This is a genomic window from Mycobacterium sp. (assembly GCF_965277065.1).
In the GTDB taxonomy this organism is placed as follows: Bacteria; Actinomycetota; Actinomycetes; order Mycobacteriales; family Mycobacteriaceae; genus Mycobacterium.
The window spans coordinates 409,737-430,317 of the sequence record NZ_CBDIBT010000018.1; the positions used below are offsets into that span (position 1 = coordinate 409,737).

The following is a 20,581-nucleotide window of genomic DNA, read 5'->3' on the forward strand; positions in this document are numbered from 1 at the left end:
CGCAGCCCATAGCCTTGGCACCATCTTCAACGGCGACAGGGGCGGCAGGTGACCGAACTGACCACACTGCGCGCCGATGAACTCGCCACGCTGGAGATCTTCAAGGGGCGACCCGCCGAGGACTTGATGCCCCTCGCGGCCAGCCTGCAACCACTGCACGCCGCGGCGGGTCGGGTCCTGATGCGCCAGGGCGAGCAGGCGGTGTCATTCCTGCTGATCGCGTCGGGAGCGGCGGAGATCACCCACGTCGGCGATGACGACGTGGTGACCGTCGAGCATGTCGCGGCCGGCACCATCGTCGGCGAGATCGCGCTGCTACGGCACATTCCACGGACCGCGACGGTGACCACCACCGGGCCGCTGACCGGGTGGGTCGGCGACAGCGACGCGTTCGCACGATTGGTGCACATTCCCGGGATCATGACCCATTTGGTCCGGGTGTCCCGCCAGCGGCTTGCGGCGTTTCTCACGCCGATCCCGGTGCGGACCCGCGACGCCACGGACCTGTTGCTGCGTCCGGTGCTGCCCGGCGACAGTGCTCGGACGCTGCAGGGGCACGTTCGATTCTCCGCGGAGACGCTGTATCGACGCTTCATGTCGGCGCGCGTGCCCAGTCCGGCGCTGATGGACTATCTGGCCGAGGTCGACTACGTCGACCACTTCGTCTGGGTGATGACCGACCGGGAGGGCAATCCGGTCGCCGATGCGCGCTTCGTGCGCGACGACCATGATCCAGACGTCGCCGAGATCGCGTTCACCGTCGCCGACGCCTACCAGCGCCGTGGAATTGGCTCGTTCTTGATTTCCGCCCTGGCCGTCGCCGCGCGGGTCGCCGGGGTGCAGAAATTCTCCGGCCGAATGCTCGCCGACAACGTGGCGATGCGCACGATCATGGACCACTACGGCGCGTTCTGGCAGCGCGACGACGTCGGCGTGGTCACCACAGTCATCGACGTACCCGATGACTCACATCTCTCGCTGAGTCGCGACATGATCGCCAAGATCAAACACACGGCGCGCCAAGTGATTCGGGCCGTCAGCTAGCATGCGCCGTTCGGCGGCCGCGGCAGCGCTCCTGCTGCTCGCGGGGTGTGCTCACCCGGGCGAATCCCCGCCGGCGCCGTCGGTCGGCGCGTCGGCACGCCACGTCGATCCCGACAACATCAGGCGGGTGCGGCGCGACCTGCCACCCGGCTACGAGGTAGCTCCGCTGGCGAATGTGACTGCGCCACCAGGTATTTGGGGACTCGGGGGAGCCGGCGTCGCAACCCCGCCGCACTGTGCGGCACTGGCCGACCCGGCCGGTGGTCATGGGCAACGGGCCCAAGGTATTTCGGGATCGGGGCCGGGCGGCGCGGTGTACGCGGTGGTCGTCGCGGCGCCGACCGGCGCGCTGGTGCTGGATCGCTCTCTGGTCGCACAGTGCCGGCAGTGGCGCATGACCGGCCGGCGGGCCAGCGCCCATATTCACCTGGTCGATGCGCCTCACATCGATGCCGCCGAAACATTGGGCATGACTGTGAGCATCGTGACGTCGGTCGAAGGTGGCACTGAAATCGATTCGCAGGCATGCACCTTCACCGCTTACCTGGGTGACTACTATGCGTTCACCACTGTGATCAGTGATCCCGGATCGCCGAATCCGGCGCTGACGCGGCAGTTCGCCGCCGACTTGCTGATGAAAACGGTATCAGCCGTACGCGGCTGACAGCGGTGCGTTAGATTGGCCCGAATGATGCGGGTGGGGGTTGCGATCGGGAGTGTCTGCCTCGTGGCGGCCTGCTCCCAGGGATCGCAGGAAGCGCCCCCGGCTGCGGATATCACCAAAATCAAGCAGGTGAAGTCCGACTTCGGGCCCGGCTACAAAGTCAAGGAAACGGCGAAAACCGGGATCGATCCCAAGATGTTGGCCACTCACAAGCTGCCGCCGGGGCTGACCTTCGACCCGCCGGACTGCGCGTCGTTGGTGGTCGGCGAGGACATGCCGTCGGGTCTGCAGGGAAACATGGCCGCGGTAGCCGCCGAGGGCGACGGCGGACGGTTCATCGCCATGGCCGTGCAGACGTCCGCTCCGGTGCCGTTCACCGAGCCCGGGCGGAACTGCAAGAAGGTCGCATTCCAGGGTGGCCGGCTGCGCGGCCTCATCGAAGTCGTCGACACGCCGCAGATCGAGGGCACCCAGACCCTCGGCGTGCACCGCGTACTGCAGACCGTCGTGCAGGGAAAACCGCGCAGCGGTGAGTTGTACAACTACACCGCGCACTTCGGTGAATACCAGGTGTTCGTCACCGCCAACCCGGTGCTGGTACAGGGGCAACCGACAAAGCCCGTCGACACCAAGCAGGCCCGCGATCTGCTGGTGAAATCGGTCGCCGCAATCAAGAACTGATCGCTAGCGGACGTCTCTCGGCCGGAACTGCATACTGACCCGCGGCCCGGTGCCAGCCGACGTCTTCGGTACCGAATGCTCCCAGGTTCGCTGGCACGAGCCGCCCATCACCAACAGATCGCCGTGGGCCTGTGGCAGCCGTAGCGATGAGCCGCCCCCGCGCGGGCGCATCGCAAAGGTGCGGGTGGCGCCGAGGCTCACAATGGCCACCATGGTGTCGTGAGTTCTACTGCGGCCGATGGTGTCGCCGTGCCACGCCACACTGTCGGAGCCGTCGCGATAGCAGCACATACCCATCGTGGTGAACGGCTCGCCGAGCTCGCCGGCGTAGATGTCGTTGAGCCGCCGCCGGATCCGGGCCAACTGTGGGTGCGGCGCCTCTTCGACCGTGAGGTCGTGGAAGCTCACCAGGCGTGGGACGTCCACCACGCGGTCATACATTTGGCGGCGTTCCGCCCGCCAGGGAATCGCCTCGAGCAGCTCGGCGAGCAACTCGTCGGCGCCGGTCAGCCATCCGGAGCGGATGTCGATCCAGGCTCCGTAGCCCAGTGTTCGGCGCTCGTTGCACTCGAACAACGACTGCTGTACCTCAATCGCCACGGCGCCAATTCTATCGCACAGTTGTTCGATTCTCACCGCATCATGGCGACTGCAGGAGGACGGGTCCCGGTCCTTCGGCGCCGAGTGCGTCGTCGGGATTGAACAGCGCACAGGCCCGCAGGCTCAGGCAGCCACAGCCGATGCAGTCGGCCAGATTGTCGCGCAGCCGCTGCAGATGCACGATCCGATCGTCGAGGTCCGAGCGCCATCCGGCAGACAACCTGGCCCAATCCCGGCTGGTGGGAACACGATCGGCGGGCAGCGTCGCCAGCGCGTCCCGAACTCGGGCCAGTGGAATCCCCAGCCGCTGCGACATTTTGATGAACGCCACCCGCCGTAGGGTGTCGCGGGTGTAGCGACGCTGGTTGCCCGATGTCCGGCCGCTGGTGATCAGGCCCTGACGTTCATAGAAGTGCAGCGCCGAGACTGCGACGCCGGCCCGCACCGCGAGTTCGCCGGGAAGCAGATCCTGGCTCTGCACGAACTCAAGAATACTTGAGGTTGCGGGATGCGTTGCGGGCCGATTGGCTAGGTCACCGACACGCCCGGGAAAGGACACCGAACGATCACGATCAGGCCACCGAGATGGCATTGTCGCGAGAAGCTGTCACTGTGGTGGTTGTGACTATTGATACCGACGACGACCTCGTCCTGTACACGGACAGCCGGCCTTACCGGTGTGCGCGGGGCCATTGGCTGCTGCCGGGACACATGATCGTCGCCAGCCGGCCGTGTTCGTGCGGTCGAGGACGGCACGTGACGTGGGAATGCGAATGCGGTGACGTCACGTACGCGCCGAAACTGCGCGACTCGTGCGCTTTGGCCTGACTTCTGGCGCGAAACAGAATCTAGGACAGTGGATTACGCCGCCTCACGACCCAGGCTTCTCTGTCCCGGCTTTGGCGTGTAGCCACGTCGAGCGAGGGCCCGTGTGACACGTTCGACGGTGATCGCCGTCGTACTCGACGGCGATCATTGGGATTTCCCAACCCATGTCGAGGTACGCGAGGCAATGGCCGTCGGTGACCCGAATCTGCGTGGTGGGGCGCGGCAGGCCGCCCTTAATCAGGACGATCCGCAGCCAGGATTCCCTTGGTGATTCCGCGCCGGCATCCATCACGTCGATCAGTAACCGTGCGCTTTTGTTTCCCCGCGATCCGGGATAGCGATCAACGAGACTCAACAAGTCCTGCTTCGTTATTCGTGTTGCCCGGGCAGTCTCGTCGACCCACTTCGCGCCGTGTAGTGCCGCGGCAGCCCGGCCGGTGATCGTCGCGGCCACCGCCGCACTGCCGACGATCGGGGTATCCATGCGCGCGATCATGCTGGGTCATCGCCGGCCGCGACGCCAACCAGAAGCCGGGGTTGTGGATAGCGAGATCTTGCAGACGTGGGTTCTGTTTCGCGGCGGACGGGTTAGCGCCAGCTGGGTAGCCAGATCTCCATATTCCAGGTGTTCTGCGAGATCGGCTGACCGGTGAGCACCGGGAACAGCCAGGCAAAGTTCGTCAATACCAGTGCGACATAACAGGACACCGCGATGAGCCCTAGGCTGCGACGCTCCGCGTTTCGTTGCCCGGCTCGGGAGTAGAGGATGTCGCCGAGGACCAGCGCGATCGCCATCGCGAGAAACGGGGCCATAGTCGCGGCGTAGAAGAAGTACATCTGGCGATCGATGTCGCCGAACCACGGCAGCCAACCGGCGCAGTAGCCAACCAGCACTACGGCGTATCGCCAGTCGCGTCGCACGAGTGTCCGCCAGCACGCATAGCCCAGCACGGGCACCGAGATCCACCACATCGCTGGTGTGCCAACCAACATCACCGCTTTGACGCACGACTGCGCGCCGCATCCCGGTACGTTCTGCTGGTCGATGGCATAGAGCACCGGGCGCAACGACATCGGCCAGGCCCACGGCTTGGATTCCCAGGGGTGGTAGTTGCCCGCAGCATTGGTCAGGCCGGCATGGAAGTGATAGGCATTGGCGGTGTAGTGCCACAGCGAGCGAATCGCATCGGGCAGTGGGAAATTCGACTGCGTCCCGATCGACTGGCCGACCTCGTGCCGGTCGATGCCCGTCTCGGAGGCGAACCACGGCGCGTAGCTGGCCAGGTAGACCCCGAACGGAATCAGCAACAGCGCGTAGCCCGTTGGGAACATATCGCGGCGCACAGTGCCCAGCCACGGTCGCAGCACCCCGTACTGTCTGCGGGCCGCCACGTCGAACGCCAACGACATCAACCCGAAGAACACCACGAAATACAGCCCGGACCACTTCGTCCCACAAGCCAATCCGAGTAGCACGCCGGCGCCGAACCGCCACCATCGCACCCCCAGCCGCGGTCCCCACACCGTCTCGGCGATGCGGCCTTCGGCGAACGCGACATGCAGGCGTTCCCGGACCTGATCGCGGTCGACGATCAGCGCGCCGAACGCGGCCAACACCAGGAATGCCAGGAATCCGTCGAGCAGCGCGGTGCGTGCCACCACGAAACTGACCCCGTCGGCGATGACCAGCAGCCCCGCGATCGCGCCGACGAGCGTCGAGCGGCTGATCCGCCGCACGATCCGCACCACCAACGCCACCATGATGGTTCCGAGCACCGCGCCGCTGAACCGCCAGCCCAGCCCGGTGTAGCCAAACAGCGCCTCGCCGATCGCGATCAGTTGCTTGCCCACCGGCGGATGCACGACGAGGCCGTAACCGGGGTTGTCCTCCACCCCGTGGTTGTGCAGCATCTGCCAGGCCTGTGGCGCGTAATGCTTCTCGTCGAAGATCGGGGTTCCGGCGTCGGTGGGCGAACCGAGGTTCACCGTCCGGGTCAACGCGGCCAAGGCGGTGACGACGCCGGTCACCACCCAGCCCTCCAGCCGGTCGACCGGCCCGAAATCGGGCGCCGGCGCCAACGGGCCCGGGCTGATCACCGGGACTGCGTCCTCTTCGACGAGGAGCTCGTCGTCGTCGGTGATCGTCATCGGGTCGATCGTAGGCTGTGGCCTATGACAACCGGCCGACTGCTGCTGGGCGCCACGCCGCTGGGCCAGCCGGCCGACGCGTCGGCGCGGCTGATCGCGGCGCTGAGGACGGCGGACATCGTTGCCGCAGAGGACACCCGACGGCTGCGCACCCTGACCAAGGCCCTGGACGTGGTAATCGGCGGAAAGGTCGTCAGCTTCTTCGACCACGTCGAGGCTGCCCGGGTGCCCGCGCTGGTCGAGCAGATCAGCGCCGGCGCCACCGTGCTGGTGGTCAGCGACGCCGGGATGCCGTTGATCAGCGACCCGGGCCATCGGCTGGTCGCGGCCTGCGTCGCGGCTGGCATTGCGGTGCAGTGCCTACCGGGCCCGTCCGCAGTGACGACCGCGCTGGCGGTGTCCGGGCTGCCGTCGGAGCGGTTCTGCTTTGAGGGCTTCGCGCCACGTAAGCAGGCCGCGCGACGGAGTTGGCTGGCGTCGCTGGCTGACGAGCAGCGCACGGCGGTGTTCTTCGAATCGCCGCGCCGGCTGGCTGCCTGCTTGGCTGACGCCGTCGACCAGCTCGGCGGCGATCGCCGGGCCGCGGTGTGCCGCGAGCTGACCAAGACCCACGAGGAAGTGGTGCGCGGATCGCTGGCCGAGCTGGCCGCGTGGGCGGGCGACGGCGTGCTCGGCGAGATCACCGTCGTGTTGGCCGGCGCGGTGCTGCGGGCCGATCTGCCCACGCTGGTGACTCAGGTGAGTGCGCTGGTCGACGAGGGGATGGGTGTCAAAGACGCCTGCGCGCAGGTGATTGCGGCTACGCCGGGAGCGGCGTCACGGCGTGAGCTCTACGACGCGGTGCTGCGATCGCGCGGCTGAGGCGGCACCCGCCCCGATGATCGGGGCGGCCTTGTGCAGGCACTCCTCCCACTCGGCATCGGGGTCGGAGTCGGCGGTGATCCCACCGCCGGAGCCCAGCACCGCGTTGCCCATCGCGTCGAACTCCACCGTTCGGATCGCGACGTTCAATTCGCACCCCGCGACCGGTGATGCCAAACCTACTGTGCCGCAATAGACTCCGCGCCTGGAGTGTTCCCACCGCAAAATCATTTCTCGTGCACGCAGTTTAGGTGTCCCGGTGATGGAGGCCGGCGGGAAGGTGGCGTCCAGCAGCGCCGAGGTCGGCAGCTCGAGGGGGACCTGCGCCGACACCGTCGACACCAGATGCCAGACACCGGGCGCGGGGCGCACCACCAGCAGCTCGGGCACTGTGACCGATCCGGTGACCGCGACCCGGCCCAGGTCATTGCGAACCAGGTCGACGATCATCACGTTCTCGGCGACGTCCTTGCTCGACGCACGCAGCGCCGACGGGGAATCGTAGAGCGGCAGCGTGCCTTTGATCGGGCTCGACGTCACCAGATCGCCACGGCGACACAAGAACAGCTCCGGTGACAGCGACGCGACCGCGCCCCAGGTTCCCGCGACATACGCCGCCCGGGCCGGTGCTGTGCGCGCGACGCCGTCGAGGAAGAAGTCCAATGGATCCCCGGCGATCGACCCAGTGAATTGGGTACACACGCACGCCTGATAGACCTCGCCGGCCCGGATGGCCTCCAGGCAGGCCAGCACCCCGGCGCGATGCGCCGCACGATCGGCTGCGTCCCAGTCGATTCGGTAAGCGCCCAGCGCGGTACCGGGCGCTAAAGGCTCCGTGAGCGCTTGAGCCAACCAGCCGGGCATCGGGGCGCCGGACAGGCTCTCGTACCACCACTGCCGGTCGCGGTCGCAGCGCAGCACGCAATCCGTCCAGCCACCGGCCGCTTCGGGTACCCGCGCGGGCTGCCCGCCGGAACCCGGATCGGGATAGGACAGATAGCCGATCCAGCCGCCGCCGACCGTCGTGCTGTGCGAGCCGGGTCGTACGTCGAACGCTTCGGCTGCGTCGACGGGCTGAACCGACAGGCTCGGCGCGATGACGGCCAGCGCGCCGAACCACTGGCCGGTCAGCGCGGCCGGCGGCGGCAGATCCAGCCGGTTCGTTGCGTCGCCGACGGCACGCAGCACCTGGTGGGGGCTGCCCAGATCGCCGAGCCGGTCGATGCGCACGCCCCTAGCTTGGCAGAAATCTCAGCCGCGGCTGATTTTGCGTGCGGTCGTGACGGTCGCCAGCTTGTCGGGATTGCGCATCGCGTAGAAGTTGCTGATCTTGCCGTCGATGATCTCGATGGTGAAAACGCCCTCCAAGTTTTCTCCCCTGTAGAGCAGCACTGCGGGTGCGGCGTTGCAGACCACCATCTCGGCGCGGACGTCGGGGATCTGCATGCCGCGGCTGATCAGACCGACGATCGCCCGGGCGACCTTGTCGGCGCCGAGCACCGGACGGCGTGCCGCGCTGGCCTTGCCGTCGCTGTCGGCGGTCCACACCACGTCTGGGGCCAGCATCGCCATCACCGCCTGGACGTCGCCGCCGGCCGCGGCCGCCATGAACTCGGTGGCGATCCGGGTGTTCTGCTCGGGATCGACCGGTGCGAAGCGCTTGCGTCTGGCCTGTACGTGTTCGCGGGACCGGTGCGCGATCTGCCGCACCGCTGGTACCGATTTGCCGACCGCGGAAGCGATTTCGTCATAGTCGAAGCCGAACACCTCGCGCAGCACGAACACCGCGCGCTCATCGGGGCCCAGGGTTTCCAGCAGTACCAGCATCGCCATCGAAACCGATTCGGCCAGAACGACATCGGCCGACGGATCCTGCTCGTCGAGCAGCAGCGGCTCGGGCAGCCACGGGCCGACGTAGTCCTCCCGGCGGCGGGCACCCGCCCGCAGGGCGTTGAGCGCCTGACGGGTGACCAACCGGGCCAGATAGGCCTTGGTGTCGTGCACGCCGCTGATGTCGACCTCCGCCCAGCGCAAATAGCTGTCCTGCAGAACGTCGTCGGATTCAGTTGTCGAGCCTAGGATTTCGTAGGCGATGGTGAACAGCAGCGGCCGCAGCAGCATGAACCGTTCGGCGTGATCGTCGGAGACGGTCACCGGACCGGAACCACGTCGGTCGCCAGTCGCTGTGCCCGCTTGCCGCCCTTGAGCCAGCGATACCAGCCGGGCTTGGCGGCTTCCTTGCGCAGGCCCCACACCGTGCCTTTGCAGATCGCTTCCTTGATCGACGCGGCCGTCCGGCCGCCGACGACCAGGTTCAGTGGAGTGTCGTCGGGACGGGCGAGCTGGATGGTGCCGTAGGACCGGCCGACGCTGATGCACTGGCCGGTGAACGCCTGGTTGATCGCGGCGGGCGGCGTGCCGGCGATGCGGCTGAGCACCGTGTTGGCGGCCTGGGCACCCAGCGGGATCGCCGCCTGACAGCTCATCCGCAGCGGCTGATCCGACGGCGCAGCGGCGTCACCGGCCGCCACGATGCGGGCATCGTCCACGCTGGTCAGTGTCTCATCGGTGAGTAGCCGGCCCAGCGTGTCGGTGTGCAGGCCGCTGCGGGCAGCCAGCTCCGGCACGCCGAAGCCTGCCGTCCAGACCGTCACCGCGCTGCGTAGCACGGCGCCGTCATCCAGCACCACCCCGTCGGGATGGACCGTGGCGACCCTCGCGGTCTCGAGCACGTTCACACCGAGGCGGTCCAGCCACTTGGCCACCGAACGGCGGCCTGGCCCGCTCAGTGACGGACCTAGTGTTCCGCCGCAGACCAGGGTCACCGACCGGCCCTGCTCGGCCAGTTCGGATGCGGTTTCGATGCCGGTCAACCCGGCGCCGACGACGATGACGGGTGCGGCGGGATGCAGCTCGTCCAGGGCACCTCGCAGTCGCTCGGCTTGCTCGAATTCGGCTATCGGGTAGGCGAATTCGGCCGCACCGGGCACCGCATTCGGGACCACGCCGGTGCTGCCGACGGCGTAGATCAGGTAGTCGTAGTCCAGCACCGCGCCGGACGTGAGTTCGACGGTGCCCGCTGCCGTGTCGATCCGTTCGGCGTTGTCGATCAGTAGTCGGATGCCGTCGCCGAGCAGGGTCCCGTAGTCGACGGCAGCGCTGCCACTGCCGGCGGCCAGCTGATGCAGGCGGATTCGCTCGACGAACACCGGCCGCGGATTGACCACGGTGATGTCGACATCGGCATTGAGCCGAAGGTGGTTGGCGGCCAGTGTGCCGGCGTATCCGCCGCCGATCACAACGATGTGAGTGCGCTGGACGGTCATGGTGTCTCCTGTTCGTGGGATGTGCTGCCCTCAAGACACCGCAGCGGCCGCCGATGTGACGAGCTGTGACCAGAGTCACGTCTTAGCGCACACCTCGTTGACCAGGATGTCGATCCGCGCGTCGCGAAATTCGGGACGTAGCCGGCCGCTGCGATCAAGGGTGATCAGTCCGTGCAGCGCTGCCCACACCACCTCGGCCAGGGTGTCGGGATCCCGGGCACCGGCGACCGTGTCGACCGCCGCGCGCAACTCGTCAAAGGCCGCGTTGAGCTCAGGCGGTGTGTCGTCAGCGGCGAAGGGAACGGTTGTCGCGCGGGTGAACATCGCATCGAACAGCGCCTGGTTGTCGCGGGCAAAACCGATGAACGCGTGGGCAACTCGGGCCAGAGCATCCCGGCCGTCGGCCGCGCCGCTGCGGGCCGCGGAAAGCGCGTCGCCCAATTCGGCGAAACCCTGGACGGCGACCGACGCAACGATGCCTTCCATGCCGGCGAAATGTTTGTAGAGCACGGGTTGGCTGTACTCGATCTCGGCGGACAACCGGCGGGTGGTGACGGCGTCCCAGCCTTCTTCTTCGGCCAGCTTGCGAGCCGTCGTGGTGATCAGCGTGCGACGAGCGGCCCGTTCGCGCATTCGGCGATCCTCGATTGCCATGCCGACGATGTTAGCGTTGATATAAATCCTAGCGACGCTATTGACGCGCACTGATTTAAGGGTTTAGCGTCGCTAACACCTAGCGGAGGAGTGCCTTATGGCCATCCAGGTGTTCGCATTGATCGCGGTGCTCGGCACCGCGGTCGTCTACGGCACTGACGTGTTCTGCGCGATGGTGCAACGGCCGGCGCTGGCCCGTGTTGACGACCGGGCACTGCTCGCGGTGATGGGCAACATCCACCGCTACGGGGATCGGCGGATGCCGGTGCCCGGGGTCCTCGGCCTGGTGGCCGCGGTGGCGAGTGCGGGATGTGCGGCAGTATCGGGTCGATGGGTGCAGGCTGGAGTGGCGGGCATCGCTGTTGTGCTGCTGGTCGTGTGGCTGGTGATCTATGTGCGGGTGAGCGCGCCGATCAACCGGCAACTCACCGCCGCGGCGGATGGCGTCGGCCCCCCGGTCGATGCCCGGGCGCTGCAACGGAATTGGGACGCGGTCATCACGGCCCGCGCGGCCCTACAAGGTTTGGCGGTCGCGGCACTCGGCGCGACGCTGATGATGTGAAAGGTCAACGGAAATGGTCAATTTCGCTCGGCTCCTGATGAGAGCCGCTCCGATTTTAAACGCGCCAGTCGAGGCTCTCGCGGCCTCACCGCGTTTCGGCACGCTACTGCGACGCAGCATCACCACGATCACTTACACCGGACGACGTTCGGGGAAGAGCTTCAGCATCCCGGTGGCGTACCGCCGTCGCGGTGACGAGATCGAGGTCGGCGCGAACCTGCCCGACGCCAAGACCTGGTGGCGCAACTTCCTCGGTGACGGCTGTCCGGTGACGCTAACCCTGGACGGCGCGGAGCGCGCCGGGCATGCTGTCGCGGAGCGGGATTCGGACGGGCGCGTCACTGTCCGAATTCGGCTGGCCTAGTCGACCTGGTAGCGCGGAAAGACGCCGGTGGGTGCCGGGAGTGCGGTTCCCGGCTGCAGCCGGGAACCGACGGCGGCAAAGCTACGCTGCTCCGGCGATTGACCGAGCAGGTCGAGTAGCTTGCCGGCCGACTCCGGCATTACCGGCGCAACCAGCAGCGCCGCGATTCGCACCGCCTCGCAGGTCGTGTAGAGCACGGTCGCGAAGCGTGTCTGGTCTGCCTCGGAGTCGCTCTTGCGCAATACCCACGGCTCCTGCGCCGAGAAGTACCGGTTGGCCGCGCCGAGCATGAGCCAGATCGCTTCCAATGCGAGATGCATTGCCTGGTTGTCGAATTCGGCGCGGACTCGATCGAGCAGACCGTCGGCGCAGGCGAGCAGTTCGCGGTCCTCGGCGCTGAATTCACCGGGAGTCGGTACGACGCCGCCGAGATTCTTGGCCACCATGGACAACGATCGCTGGGCCAGGTTGCCGAACTCGTTGGCCAGGTCGGCGTTGATCCGGGTGATGATCGCGTGTTCGCTGTAGCTGCCGTCTTGGCCGAACGGGACTTCGCGCAGCAGGAAATAGCGCACCTGGTCGGTGCCGAACGTGTCGATCAGGGTGTCGGGGTCGACGATGTTGCCCACCGACTTGCTCATCTTCTCGCCCTTGTTGAGCAGGAAGCCGTGTGCGAAAACCCTTCGCGGCAAGTCGATTTCGGCCGACATGAGAAAGGCCGGCCAGTAGACGGTGTGGAATCGGATGATGTCCTTTCCGATCATGTGCAAGTCGGCCGGCCAATAGCGTTGGAACAGTTCGGATTCGGTGTCTGGATAGCCGACACCGGTCAGATAGTTGGTGAGCGCGTCGACCCAGACGTACATCACGTGGTCGGGATGCTCGGGAACTTTCACGCCCCAGTCGAACGAGGTGCGCGAGATGGACAGGTCGCGCAGACCGCCCGAGACGAAGCTGACCACCTCGTTGCGCCGCACCTCGGGAGCGATGAAGTCGGGGTTGGCGTCGTAGTGAGCCAACAATTTCTCGGCATATGCGGACAGTCGGAAGAAGTAGGTCTGCTCCTCGGTCCAGGTCACCGGGGTGCCGGTCTCGACCGCGATCCGGTTGCCGTCGACGAGCGTCGTCTCCGATTCTACGAAGAACCGTTCGTCGCGCACCGAGTACCAGCCCGAATAGGTGTCGAGGTAAATATCGCCCGCGGCCTGCATCCCCCGCCAGATCTCCTTGGACGCCTCGTGGTGGTCGGCATCGGTGGTACGGATGAACCGGTCGAAGGAGATGTTCAGCTTCTTCTGCAGGCGCTGGAACACATCGGAGTTGCGCTGGGCCAGTTCGGCGGTCGGAATACCCTCGGCGGCGGCGGTCTCGACCATCTTGAGGCCGTGCTCGTCGGTGCCGGTCAGAAAGCGGACGTCGAAGCCGTCGAGCCGCTTGAACCGGGCGATCGCGTCGGTGGCGATGTACTCGTAGGCGTGCCCGACGTGCGGATCGCCGTTGGGGTATGTGATCGCGGTGGTGACGTAGTACGGGTTCATCGCCCCTCACCCTATTTGCCGCGCTCTATGGTGTGCGCGTGAGCTCCAAACGTCAGCCGCCACCGGCACCGCAACGGTTGAGCCCGCTGATCGATGCGCACACCCACCTCGACGCCTGCGGGGCGAAGGACGCGGACGACGTGCACGCGATCGTCGATCGTGCTGCGGCGGTCGGCGTGACGGCGGTGGTCACCATCGCCGACGACCTGGCATCGGCGCGCTGGGCGACGCAGGCCGCCGAGTGGGATCCACGTGTCTACGCCGCGGTGGCACTGCACCCCACCCGTGCCGACGCGCTGACCGAGGCCGCCCGGGCCGAGATCGAGCGGCTGGCGGACGCACCCGCGGGTGGTGGCGATCGGGGAGACCGGCATCGACCTGTACTGGCCGGGAAAGCTGGAGGGCTGCGCCGACCCGGCCGTGCAGCGGGAGGCCTTCGCGTGGCACATCGACCTGGCCAAGCGGACCGGCAAACCGCTGATGATCCACAACCGTGACGCCGACACCGACGTGCTCGACGTGCTGCGGACCGAGGGCGCGCCGGACACTGTGATCTTCCACTGCTTCTCGTCAGGGGAGGCGTTGGCGCGCGCCTGCGTCGACGCCGGGTGGCTGGTCAGCCTGTCTGGAACGGTCAGCTTCCGCAACGCCCGCGAGCTGCGCGACGCCGTCCCGCTGGTCCCGACGGCGCAACTGCTGGTGGAGACCGACGCGCCGTTCCTGACGCCGCACCCGTACCGGGGCGCGCCCAACGAGCCGTACTGCCTGCCCTACACCGTGCGGGCGCTGGCCGAGCTGCTCGACCAGCCGGCTGAGGAGTTGGCCGAGATCACCACCGGCAACGCGCGCAGGGCCTACCGGTTGGGGCAAGAGCGTCAAAGAACGGTTGATGTACCCAGGGCCGAGTTGCTCTAACCGTAGGACTTCGTTACCTTCTTGTTATCGAACGGTGGCGGCACTCGTGAGGCCCCATTACTTGTTACCCATGGTGTTGTTGAGGTCGGGATACACGCTGCGTTGAATGTGATTACGAAACTCCATCAGGCTCCCTCCCCGGCTTTGCGCTTCCTGGTTGCGGGCCTTCTGCTGGTCTTGGCCTTCGCCGGTGCCTTCGCGGTGGCCGACTACAAGACCGTGACGCTCAGCGTCGACGGCACCGCCATCAACGTAACGACGATGAAGTCGCGGGTGATTGACATCATCTCCGAAAACGGGTTCACCGTCAGCGACCGCGACGACCTGTACCCGACGGCCGGTGAGCGAGTGTCCAACGCTGCCAACATCGTGCTGAGGCGCAGCCGGCCGCTGCAGATTTCACTGGACGGCCAGAACACCAAGCAGGTCTGGACCACTGCCTCCACGGTCGACGAGGCCCTGGCCCAGCTGGCGATGACCGACACGGCACCGGCCGCGGCCTCGCGTGGCAGCCGTGTCCCGCTGGCCGGCATGGCCTTGCCCGTGGTCAGCGCCAAGAGCGTCGAGGTCGACGACGGCGGCGTGGTGCGCAATGTGCATCTGGCCGCGGCCCGGGTCGGCGATCTGCTGGGCGGCCTCGGCGTGCCGCTGGAACAGAGCGACCAGGTCACACCGGGCGCGGTCGCGCCGGTGATCGACGGCATGCACATCCAGGTCATCCGCAACCGGATCGAGAAGATCACCGAGCGGGTGCCGCTGGACCCGCCGCGGCACCGGATCGAAGACCCGCAGCTGAACAAGAGCAAAGAGATCGTCGAGGACAAGGGTGCCGCGGGCTCACAGGACATGACCTACGCGGTGTCCAAGGTCAACGGCATCGAGACGGGTCGCCTGCCGGTGGCCAGCCACGTCATCACGCCCGCCCGCGATGCGGTCGTGCGGGTCGGCACCAAGCCGGGCACCGACGTGCCCAACGTTGGCAACGGTGAGATCTGGGACGCGATTTCGCGCTGTGAAGCCGGTGGCAACTGGGCGATCAATTCCGGCAACGGTTACTACGGCGGGGTGCAGTTCGATCAGAGCACCTGGGAGCGCAACGGCGGTCTGCGGTTCGCGCCGCGCGCCGACATGGCCAGCCGGGAAGAGCAGATCGCCGTCGCCGAGGTCACCCGCGCCCGTCAGGGCTGGGGAGCGTGGCCGGTCTGCAGTGGACGAGCGGGTGCGCGCTGACCATCCAGTTACTTGGGCGGACCGAAATCCGACGGTTGGCTAAGGAACTCGAATTGCGGCCGCGTAAATCGTTGGGGCAGAACTTTGTTCACGACGCCAACACCGTGCGGCGGATCGTGACGGCCTCCGGGATCAACCGCAACGACCACGTCCTGGAAGTCGGCCCCGGCCTCGGCTCGCTCACCCTCGCACTGCTGGACCGCGGCTGTACGGTCAGCGCCGTCGAGATCGACCCGGTGCTGGCGGAGCGGTTACCGCAGACGGTGTCCGAGCATGCCAATAGCGAGCTCCAGCGACTCGACGTGATCAACCGCGACGTGCTGTCCATCGGTCCCGCCGACCTGGCCTCCGAACCCACCGCGGTGGTGGCCAATCTGCCGTACAACGTCGCGGTTCCGGCCATTTTGCATCTGCTCGGCGAATTCCCGTCGCTGCGAACGGTAATGGTGATGGTGCAGGCTGAGGTCGCTGAGCGACTCGCAGCCGAACCGGGCGGTAAGGAGTACGGCGTGCCCAGCGTCAAGGTCCGCTTCCACGGGCAGGTCCGCCGGCACGGCACGGTGTCACCGACGGTGTTCTGGCCTATCCCGCGGGTGTACTCCGGGCTGGTGCGCATCGACCGGCACGCCAACCCGTCGTGGCCGACCGACGCGAAGTTCCGCCAGAACGTGTTCAAGCTCATCGACATTGCATTTGCCCAGCGTCGCAAAACATCTCGCAATGCGTTCGTCGAGTGGGCGGGCTCCGGCAATGAATCTGCGAGTCGGCTGCTCGCGGCGAGTATCGACCCGGCGCGGCGCGGCGAGACACTGACCGTCGACGAATTCGTCCGGCTCTACCAACGGTCGGGCAAGGTCGGCGACGCCGGACCGCGGGGCGGCGGCACATCCGCACGGCACGCGAGCTGACCCACGGGCGATAGTCTCGTTCGGTGCCAACGGATCCGAGCATCGCTGCGCAGTGGGTGCCCACTGGGTCGGTGAGGGTCCGGACGCCCGGCAAGATCAATCTCTATCTGGCCGTCGGGGACCTGATGGACAGCGGATATCACGAGCTCACAACGCTGTTTCATGCCGTGTCCCTGGTGGACGAAGTCACGGTGCGCGACGCTGACGTGCTGTCGCTGAAGATCACCGGCGAGGGCGCCGGGCAGCTTCCCCTCGACGAGCGCAACCTGGCCTGGCAGGCGGCAGAACTGATGGCCGAGCACGTCGGTCGCGCACCGGATGTGTCGATCACGATCGACAAGAGCATTCCGGTGGCCGGCGGAATGGGCGGCGGTAGTGCCGATGCGGCGGCCGTTCTCGTCGCGCTCAACTCGCTGTGGGAACTCGGCGTCCCCCGCCGCGATCTGCACACGCTGGCCGCGAAGCTCGGCAGCGACGTTCCCTTCGCCTTGCACGGCGGCACCGCGTTGGGTACCGGCCGCGGCGAGGAGCTCGCCACGGTATTGGCCCGCAACACTTTTCATTGGGTCCTCGCATTCGCCGAAGGCGGCTTGTCCACGCGCACGGTGTTCCGCGAACTCGACCGGCTCAGAGAGGTCGGGGCACCGCCGCGGCTCGACGACCCCGAGCCGGTGGTGGCCGCCCTGGCCGCCGGTGACCCCGAGCGGCTCGCGCCGCTACTGGGTAATGAATTGCAGCCGGCCGCGCTCAGTATGAAGCCGGCGTTGCGCCGGGTCCTGCGGGCCGGCGTCGAGGCCGGCGCACTTGCGGGCATCGTGTCGGGCTCCGGGCCGACATGTGCCTTCCTGTGCCGGTCAGCGTCCTCGGCCGTCGACGTAGGCACCGAACTCACCGGAGCCGGTGTGTGTCGGACGGTCCGCGTTGCCAGCGGCCCGGTGCACGGCGCCCGGTTGGTGCCCGCGCCTGCCGATAGGGCATGACAGAGCATGACCACGCGAGCAGCGCCGATTCCGCCCCACAGTTTGGCACTTCTCTAAGAGGAGTTTAAGATATGGCGCGGTGATGATTTCCGGTCAAGCAACGAGGCTGATTCAGTCGCCCGCCTTTGACATCGGCGGGCGTGTCATCAGCGGCCGGCCGACGTTGCGCATGGAGATGGCGTCGCCACCGATTCGAGATGAAATCGCTGCCCAATTGTGGGCGCGCGGCTATCCCACTGTGTGCTTGAGCAGGAGCAACATTGAAAGCCGGGCGATGGCGCCGGCACCGAGGAGGCAATCGTGAGCAGGTTTACCGAGAACATGTTCCGCAATGCTCACCAGAGCACGCGGGGCATAGTCACCGGCGAGCCGCACGAGCCCGTCCGGCACACCTGGCTGGAAGTCCACGAGCGGGCCCGCCGCATCGCCGGTGGACTGGCCGCCGCGGGCGTCGGCCACGGTGACGCTGTCGGCGTGCTGGCCGGGTTCCCGGTGGAGATCGCTCCGATGGCCCAAGCGCTCTGGATGCGCGGCGCCAGCCTGACCATGCTGCACCAGCCCACCCCGCGCACCGACCTTGCGGTCTGGGCCGAGGACACCATGAATGTGATCGCGATGATCGAGGCGAACGCCGTCATCGTCTCCGAGCCGTTTCTCATCGCCATTCCGGTGCTCGAAGAAAAGGGCATCAAAGTACTGAAGATCAGCGACCTGCTCGAGGGCGAGCCGATCGACCCGCTCGAGACCGGCGAAGACGACCTGGCGCTGATGCAGTTGACGAGCGGATCGACCGGGTCTCCCAAAGCCGTCCAGATCACCCACCGCAACATCTACTCCAACGCCGAGGCCATGTTCATCGGCGCCGAGTACGACGTCGATAAGGACGTCATGGTCAGCTGGCTGCCCTGCTTCCACGACATGGGCATGGTCGGATTCCTGACCATCCCGATGTACTTCGGCGCCGAATTGGTCAAGGTCACGCCGATGGACTTCCTGCGCGACACCCTGCTGTGGGCCAAGCTCATCGACAAGTACCAGGGCACCATGACCGCGGCGCCCAACTTCGCCTACGCGCTGTTCGCCAAGCGGCTGCGCAAGCAAGCCGAACCCGGTCAGTACGACCTGTCGACGCTGCGGTTTGCGCTGTCCGGCGCCGAGCCGGTCGACCCCGCCGATGTCGAGGACCTGCTGGACGCGGGCAAGCCGTTCGGGCTTGAGCCGTCGGCCATCCTGCCCGCCTACGGCATGGCGGAGACCACGCTGGCAGTGTCGTTCTCGGAGTGCAACGCCGGGCTGGTCGTCGACGAGGTGGACGCCGACCTGCTGGCAGCGCTGCGCCGCGCGGTCCCCTCGACCAAGGGCAACACCCGGCGGCTGGCGTCGCTCGGTCCGCTACTCAAGGATCTCGAGGCCCGCGTCGTCGACGAGAACGGCGAGGTGATGCCTCCTCGCGGTGTCGGCGTCATCGAACTGCGCGGCGAATGCGTCACGCCCGGTTACCTCACCATGGGCGGATTCCTGCCCGCCCAGGACGAACACGGCTGGTACGACACCGGCGACTTGGGCTACCAGATGGAGAACGGTCACGTCGTGGTGTGTGGCCGCGTCAAGGACGTCATCATCATGGCCGGCCGCAACATCTACCCGACCGACATCGAGCGCGCCGCCGGGCGCGTCGAGGGTGTGCGCATCGGCTGCGCCGTCGCGGTCCGACTGGACGCCGGGCACTCCCGCGAAACCTTCGCGGTCGCGGTCGAGTCCAACGCTTACCAGGACCCCGCAGAGGTGCGCCGTATCGAGCACCAGGTTGCCCACGAGGTCGTCACCGAGGTCGACGTGCGGCCGCGCAACGTCGTGGTGCTCGGCCCGGGCACCATCCCGAAGACGTCGTCGGGCAAGCTGCGCCGGGCGAACTCGGTCACGCTGGTCACCTAATTTCGCCGAGCAGACGCAGAATCGCACGACTTCGGCGCCAGGCATGCGATTTTAGGTCTGCTCGCGGCCACGACCTACCAGGCGTGTACCCGGTTCTGGGCCGGCTCGAGGCCGAGCTCGATCAGTAGTTCGGTCGCGTCGGCCGCTTGCTCGCAGACCGTCGGCACCTCGGGCCGTTCGGCCGTGTTGAAATTCTCCAGCACGAACGCCGCCGGGTCCTTGCGTCCGGGTGGGCGCCCGATCCCGATTCGCACCCGCTGAAAGTCTTTGGTGCCGAGCGCATTTGCGACCGAGCGCAACCCGTTGTGGCCACCCTCGCCGCCACCGAGCTTCAGCCTGATCTGGCCGAAGTCGATGTCGAGCTCGTCGTGAATGATCACGACGTCAGCGGCCGGCACCGAGTAGAACTTGGCCAACGGACCCACCTGGCGGCCAGACTCGTTCATATAGCAGCGCGGCTTGGCCAGCACGACCGAACGTCCGCCGAGCCGTCCGGTGGCAATCTCTGCACCGGAACGCTTGTGCACCTTGAAGTTCGAGCCCAGCCGGGCGGCGAGCCGGTCGGCGACCATGAACCCCAGGTTGTGCCGCGTCTGCGCATAGTTCGGTCCGGGGTTGCCCAGACCCACCACCAATCGTGGGCCGGCCACGGCCTAGTCGGATTCGGACTCGGCTTCGGAACCCTCGCCGTCGCCGTCGCCTTCGGCGTCCTCGTCGGCGGGCTGCTCGCCCTCGACTGCCTCGCCGGCACCTTCGCTCTCGAGGTCCTCTTCAGTCGGTGCGACCACGACGTTGACGACCAGGCTGTCCGGGTCGGCGATCAGGTTGACGCCTGCCGGCAGCGTGATCTGGCCGGCGGTGAATTGGGTGCCCGCCTCAGCGCCCTCGACCGACACGGTCAACGACTGCGGGATCGACAACGCGTCGGCCTCGATCAAGATGGTGTTGGTCTCCTGGGTGACCAGGGTGCCGGGGACGGCGTCGCCTTCGATCTCGACGTTGACGTCGACGGTCACCTTCTCGCCGCGGCGGACGACCAGCAGGTCGGCGTGTGTGATGCTGCGCCGGATCGGGTGAATGTCGAGCGCCTTGGTCAGCGCGAGCTGCTCGGTCCCCTCGATATCCAGGGTGAGCACCGCGTTCGTGCCGGAGTGCCGCAGCACGGCGGCGAAGTCGCGTCCGGGCAGCTCCAGGTGCTGGGGCTCGGCGCCGTGGCCGTAGAGGACGGCGGGGATTCGGCCTTCGCGGCGCGCCCGTCGGGATGCGCCCTTGCCGGTCTCGGTCCGAACCGATACGGGAAGTTTGTTCGCGGCTCTAGCCATGATGTCGCTCCTGTGTGAGAT

General features: G+C 67.0%; 21 protein-coding genes and 1 pseudogene. 11 read left to right on the forward strand and 11 right to left on the reverse strand.

Annotated elements, in window-relative coordinates; translation table 11 throughout:
- Positions 1-48: 48 nt before the first annotated feature.
- From ACQY5A_RS13450 to ACQY5A_RS13460, 3 genes are read left to right on the forward strand one after another with little or no spacing between them, the layout of a single operon-like run.
- Positions 49-1,044: a GNAT family N-acetyltransferase gene (locus ACQY5A_RS13450; RefSeq protein WP_428340844.1), complete on the forward strand. Its 996-nt coding sequence runs from the start codon at positions 49-51 to the stop codon at positions 1,042-1,044.
- Between the two features lies 1 nt (position 1,045).
- The gene (locus tag ACQY5A_RS13455; RefSeq protein WP_428340845.1) at positions 1,046-1,708 is read left to right on the forward strand and encodes a DUF5642 family protein; all 663 of its coding nucleotides are present in this window, start codon (positions 1,046-1,048) and stop codon (positions 1,706-1,708) included.
- Positions 1,709-1,732: 24 nt separating this feature from the next.
- Positions 1,733-2,389 (forward strand): DUF5642 family protein, encoded by a 657-nt coding sequence (locus ACQY5A_RS13460; RefSeq protein ID WP_428340846.1) that lies wholly within the window; start codon positions 1,733-1,735, stop codon positions 2,387-2,389.
- Between the two features lie 3 nt (positions 2,390-2,392).
- On the opposite strand, the gene ACQY5A_RS13465 is transcribed toward ACQY5A_RS13460, so the two are convergent.
- The 4 genes from ACQY5A_RS13465 to ACQY5A_RS13480 all read right to left on the reverse strand — a co-directional run bounded on the left by ACQY5A_RS13465 (position 2,393) and on the right by ACQY5A_RS13480 (position 5,965).
- Positions 2,393-2,989, reverse strand: a complete 597-nt coding sequence (locus tag ACQY5A_RS13465) for an alpha-ketoglutarate-dependent dioxygenase AlkB (protein ID WP_428340847.1) — start codon at positions 2,987-2,989, stop codon at positions 2,393-2,395.
- Between the two features lie 40 nt (positions 2,990-3,029).
- Positions 3,030-3,470, reverse strand: a complete 441-nt coding sequence (gene soxR, locus ACQY5A_RS13470) for a redox-sensitive transcriptional activator SoxR (RefSeq protein ID WP_428340848.1) — start codon at positions 3,468-3,470, stop codon at positions 3,030-3,032.
- A gap of 390 nt (positions 3,471-3,860) precedes the next feature.
- Entirely contained in the window at positions 3,861-4,301 is a 441-nt protein-coding gene (locus ACQY5A_RS13475) for a hypothetical protein (RefSeq protein ID WP_428340849.1), read from the reverse strand.
- 104 nt (positions 4,302-4,405) lie between these two features.
- On the reverse strand, positions 4,406-5,965 hold the full coding sequence (locus ACQY5A_RS13480) for a dolichyl-phosphate-mannose--protein mannosyltransferase (protein WP_428340850.1): 1,560 nt from the start codon (positions 5,963-5,965) through the stop codon (positions 4,406-4,408).
- 24 nt (positions 5,966-5,989) lie between these two features.
- Here ACQY5A_RS13480 and rsmI point away from each other — a divergent pair, with 24 nt between their 5' ends.
- Positions 5,990-6,826 carry a 16S rRNA (cytidine(1402)-2'-O)-methyltransferase gene (gene rsmI, locus ACQY5A_RS13485; protein WP_428340851.1) on the forward strand — a complete coding sequence of 279 codons (837 nt, stop codon included), beginning with the start codon at positions 5,990-5,992 and terminating at the stop codon, positions 6,824-6,826.
- Here the strand turns inward: rsmI and ACQY5A_RS13490 are convergent.
- From ACQY5A_RS13490 to ACQY5A_RS13505, 4 genes are all read right to left on the reverse strand, one after another.
- Entirely contained in the window at positions 6,782-8,056 is a 1,275-nt protein-coding gene (locus tag ACQY5A_RS13490; protein WP_428340852.1) for an aminodeoxychorismate synthase component I, read from the reverse strand. The two genes, rsmI and ACQY5A_RS13490, sit on opposite strands and share 45 nt — an antisense overlap.
- Positions 8,057-8,077: 21 nt before the next feature.
- Complete coding sequence (locus tag ACQY5A_RS13495) at positions 8,078-8,980, reverse strand: RNA polymerase sigma-70 factor (protein ID WP_428340853.1); 903 nt, start codon at positions 8,978-8,980, stop codon at positions 8,078-8,080.
- The gene (locus ACQY5A_RS13500) at positions 8,977-10,152 is read right to left on the reverse strand and encodes an NAD(P)/FAD-dependent oxidoreductase (protein ID WP_428340854.1); all 1,176 of its coding nucleotides are present in this window, start codon (positions 10,150-10,152) and stop codon (positions 8,977-8,979) included. The genes ACQY5A_RS13495 and ACQY5A_RS13500 overlap by 4 nt, the downstream gene beginning before the upstream one ends.
- A gap of 75 nt (positions 10,153-10,227) precedes the next feature.
- Positions 10,228-10,806 carry a TetR/AcrR family transcriptional regulator gene (locus tag ACQY5A_RS13505; protein WP_428340855.1) on the reverse strand — a complete coding sequence of 193 codons (579 nt, stop codon included), beginning with the start codon at positions 10,804-10,806 and terminating at the stop codon, positions 10,228-10,230.
- 97 nt (positions 10,807-10,903) lie between these two features.
- Here ACQY5A_RS13505 and ACQY5A_RS13510 point away from each other — a divergent pair, with 97 nt between their 5' ends.
- On the forward strand, positions 10,904-11,368 hold the full coding sequence (locus ACQY5A_RS13510) for a DUF1772 domain-containing protein (protein WP_428340856.1): 465 nt from the start codon (positions 10,904-10,906) through the stop codon (positions 11,366-11,368).
- A gap of 13 nt (positions 11,369-11,381) precedes the next feature.
- Positions 11,382-11,732 (forward strand): hypothetical protein, encoded by a 351-nt coding sequence (locus ACQY5A_RS13515; protein ID WP_428340857.1) that lies wholly within the window; start codon positions 11,382-11,384, stop codon positions 11,730-11,732.
- On the opposite strand, the gene metG is transcribed toward ACQY5A_RS13515, so the two are convergent.
- Positions 11,729-13,270, reverse strand: coding sequence for a methionine--tRNA ligase (gene metG / locus ACQY5A_RS13520; protein WP_428340858.1), 1,542 nt, complete (start codon positions 13,268-13,270; stop codon positions 11,729-11,731). The genes ACQY5A_RS13515 and metG overlap by 4 nt on opposite strands.
- A 32-nt stretch (positions 13,271-13,302) precedes the next feature.
- Here metG and ACQY5A_RS13525 point away from each other — a divergent pair.
- The 5 genes and pseudogenes from ACQY5A_RS13525 to ACQY5A_RS13545 all read left to right on the forward strand — a co-directional run bounded on the left by ACQY5A_RS13525 (position 13,303) and on the right by ACQY5A_RS13545 (position 19,238).
- Positions 13,303-14,185: pseudogene (locus tag ACQY5A_RS13525) on the forward strand (TatD family hydrolase).
- A gap of 102 nt (positions 14,186-14,287) precedes the next feature.
- On the forward strand, positions 14,288-15,415 hold the full coding sequence (locus ACQY5A_RS13530; protein WP_428340859.1) for a transglycosylase family protein: 1,128 nt from the start codon (positions 14,288-14,290) through the stop codon (positions 15,413-15,415).
- A complete protein-coding gene (gene rsmA, locus ACQY5A_RS13535) occupies positions 15,379-16,323 on the forward strand; it encodes a 16S rRNA (adenine(1518)-N(6)/adenine(1519)-N(6))-dimethyltransferase RsmA (protein ID WP_428340860.1) in 945 nt (314 codons plus the stop codon). The genes ACQY5A_RS13530 and rsmA overlap by 37 nt, the downstream gene beginning before the upstream one ends.
- Positions 16,324-16,346: 23 nt before the next feature.
- Positions 16,347-17,303 carry a 4-(cytidine 5'-diphospho)-2-C-methyl-D-erythritol kinase gene (locus ACQY5A_RS13540; RefSeq protein ID WP_428340861.1) on the forward strand — a complete coding sequence of 319 codons (957 nt, stop codon included), beginning with the start codon at positions 16,347-16,349 and terminating at the stop codon, positions 17,301-17,303.
- Between the two features lie 300 nt (positions 17,304-17,603).
- Positions 17,604-19,238, forward strand: coding sequence for a fatty acyl-AMP ligase (locus ACQY5A_RS13545; protein ID WP_428340862.1), 1,635 nt, complete (start codon positions 17,604-17,606; stop codon positions 19,236-19,238).
- A gap of 74 nt (positions 19,239-19,312) precedes the next feature.
- Here the strand turns inward: ACQY5A_RS13545 and pth are convergent, their stop codons facing one another.
- Positions 19,313-19,888 (reverse strand): aminoacyl-tRNA hydrolase, encoded by a 576-nt coding sequence (pth, locus tag ACQY5A_RS13550; protein WP_428340863.1) that lies wholly within the window; start codon positions 19,886-19,888, stop codon positions 19,313-19,315.
- 3 nt (positions 19,889-19,891) lie between these two features.
- Positions 19,892-20,560: a 50S ribosomal protein L25/general stress protein Ctc gene (locus ACQY5A_RS13555; RefSeq protein ID WP_428340864.1), complete on the reverse strand. Its 669-nt coding sequence runs from the start codon at positions 20,558-20,560 to the stop codon at positions 19,892-19,894.
- Positions 20,561-20,581: the final 21 nt, after the last annotated feature.

Bases quoted from the DNA above. Each gene is read 5' to 3' on its own strand.
- ACQY5A_RS13455 (WP_428340845.1), top strand. From the start codon at position 1,046: ATGCGCCGTTCGGCGGCCGCGGCAGCGCTCCTGCTGCTCGCGGGGTGT.
- ACQY5A_RS13460 (WP_428340846.1), top strand. From the start codon at position 1,733: ATGATGCGGGTGGGGGTTGCGATCGGGAGTGTCTGCCTCGTGGCGGCC.
- ACQY5A_RS13475 (WP_428340849.1), bottom strand. From the start codon at position 4,301: ATGGATACCCCGATCGTCGGCAGTGCGGCGGTGGCCGCGACGATCACC.
- ACQY5A_RS13480 (WP_428340850.1), bottom strand. From the start codon at position 5,965: ATGACGATCACCGACGACGACGAGCTCCTCGTCGAAGAGGACGCAGTC.
- rsmI (WP_428340851.1), top strand. From the start codon at position 5,990: ATGACAACCGGCCGACTGCTGCTGGGCGCCACGCCGCTGGGCCAGCCG.
- ACQY5A_RS13500 (WP_428340854.1), bottom strand. From the start codon at position 10,152: ATGACCGTCCAGCGCACTCACATCGTTGTGATCGGCGGCGGATACGCC.
- ACQY5A_RS13505 (WP_428340855.1), bottom strand. From the start codon at position 10,806: ATGGCAATCGAGGATCGCCGAATGCGCGAACGGGCCGCTCGTCGCACG.
- ACQY5A_RS13510 (WP_428340856.1), top strand. From the start codon at position 10,904: ATGGCCATCCAGGTGTTCGCATTGATCGCGGTGCTCGGCACCGCGGTC.
- ACQY5A_RS13515 (WP_428340857.1), top strand. From the start codon at position 11,382: ATGGTCAATTTCGCTCGGCTCCTGATGAGAGCCGCTCCGATTTTAAAC.
- metG (WP_428340858.1), bottom strand. From the start codon at position 13,270: ATGAACCCGTACTACGTCACCACCGCGATCACATACCCCAACGGCGAT.
- ACQY5A_RS13555 (WP_428340864.1), bottom strand. From the start codon at position 20,560: ATGGCTAGAGCCGCGAACAAACTTCCCGTATCGGTTCGGACCGAGACC.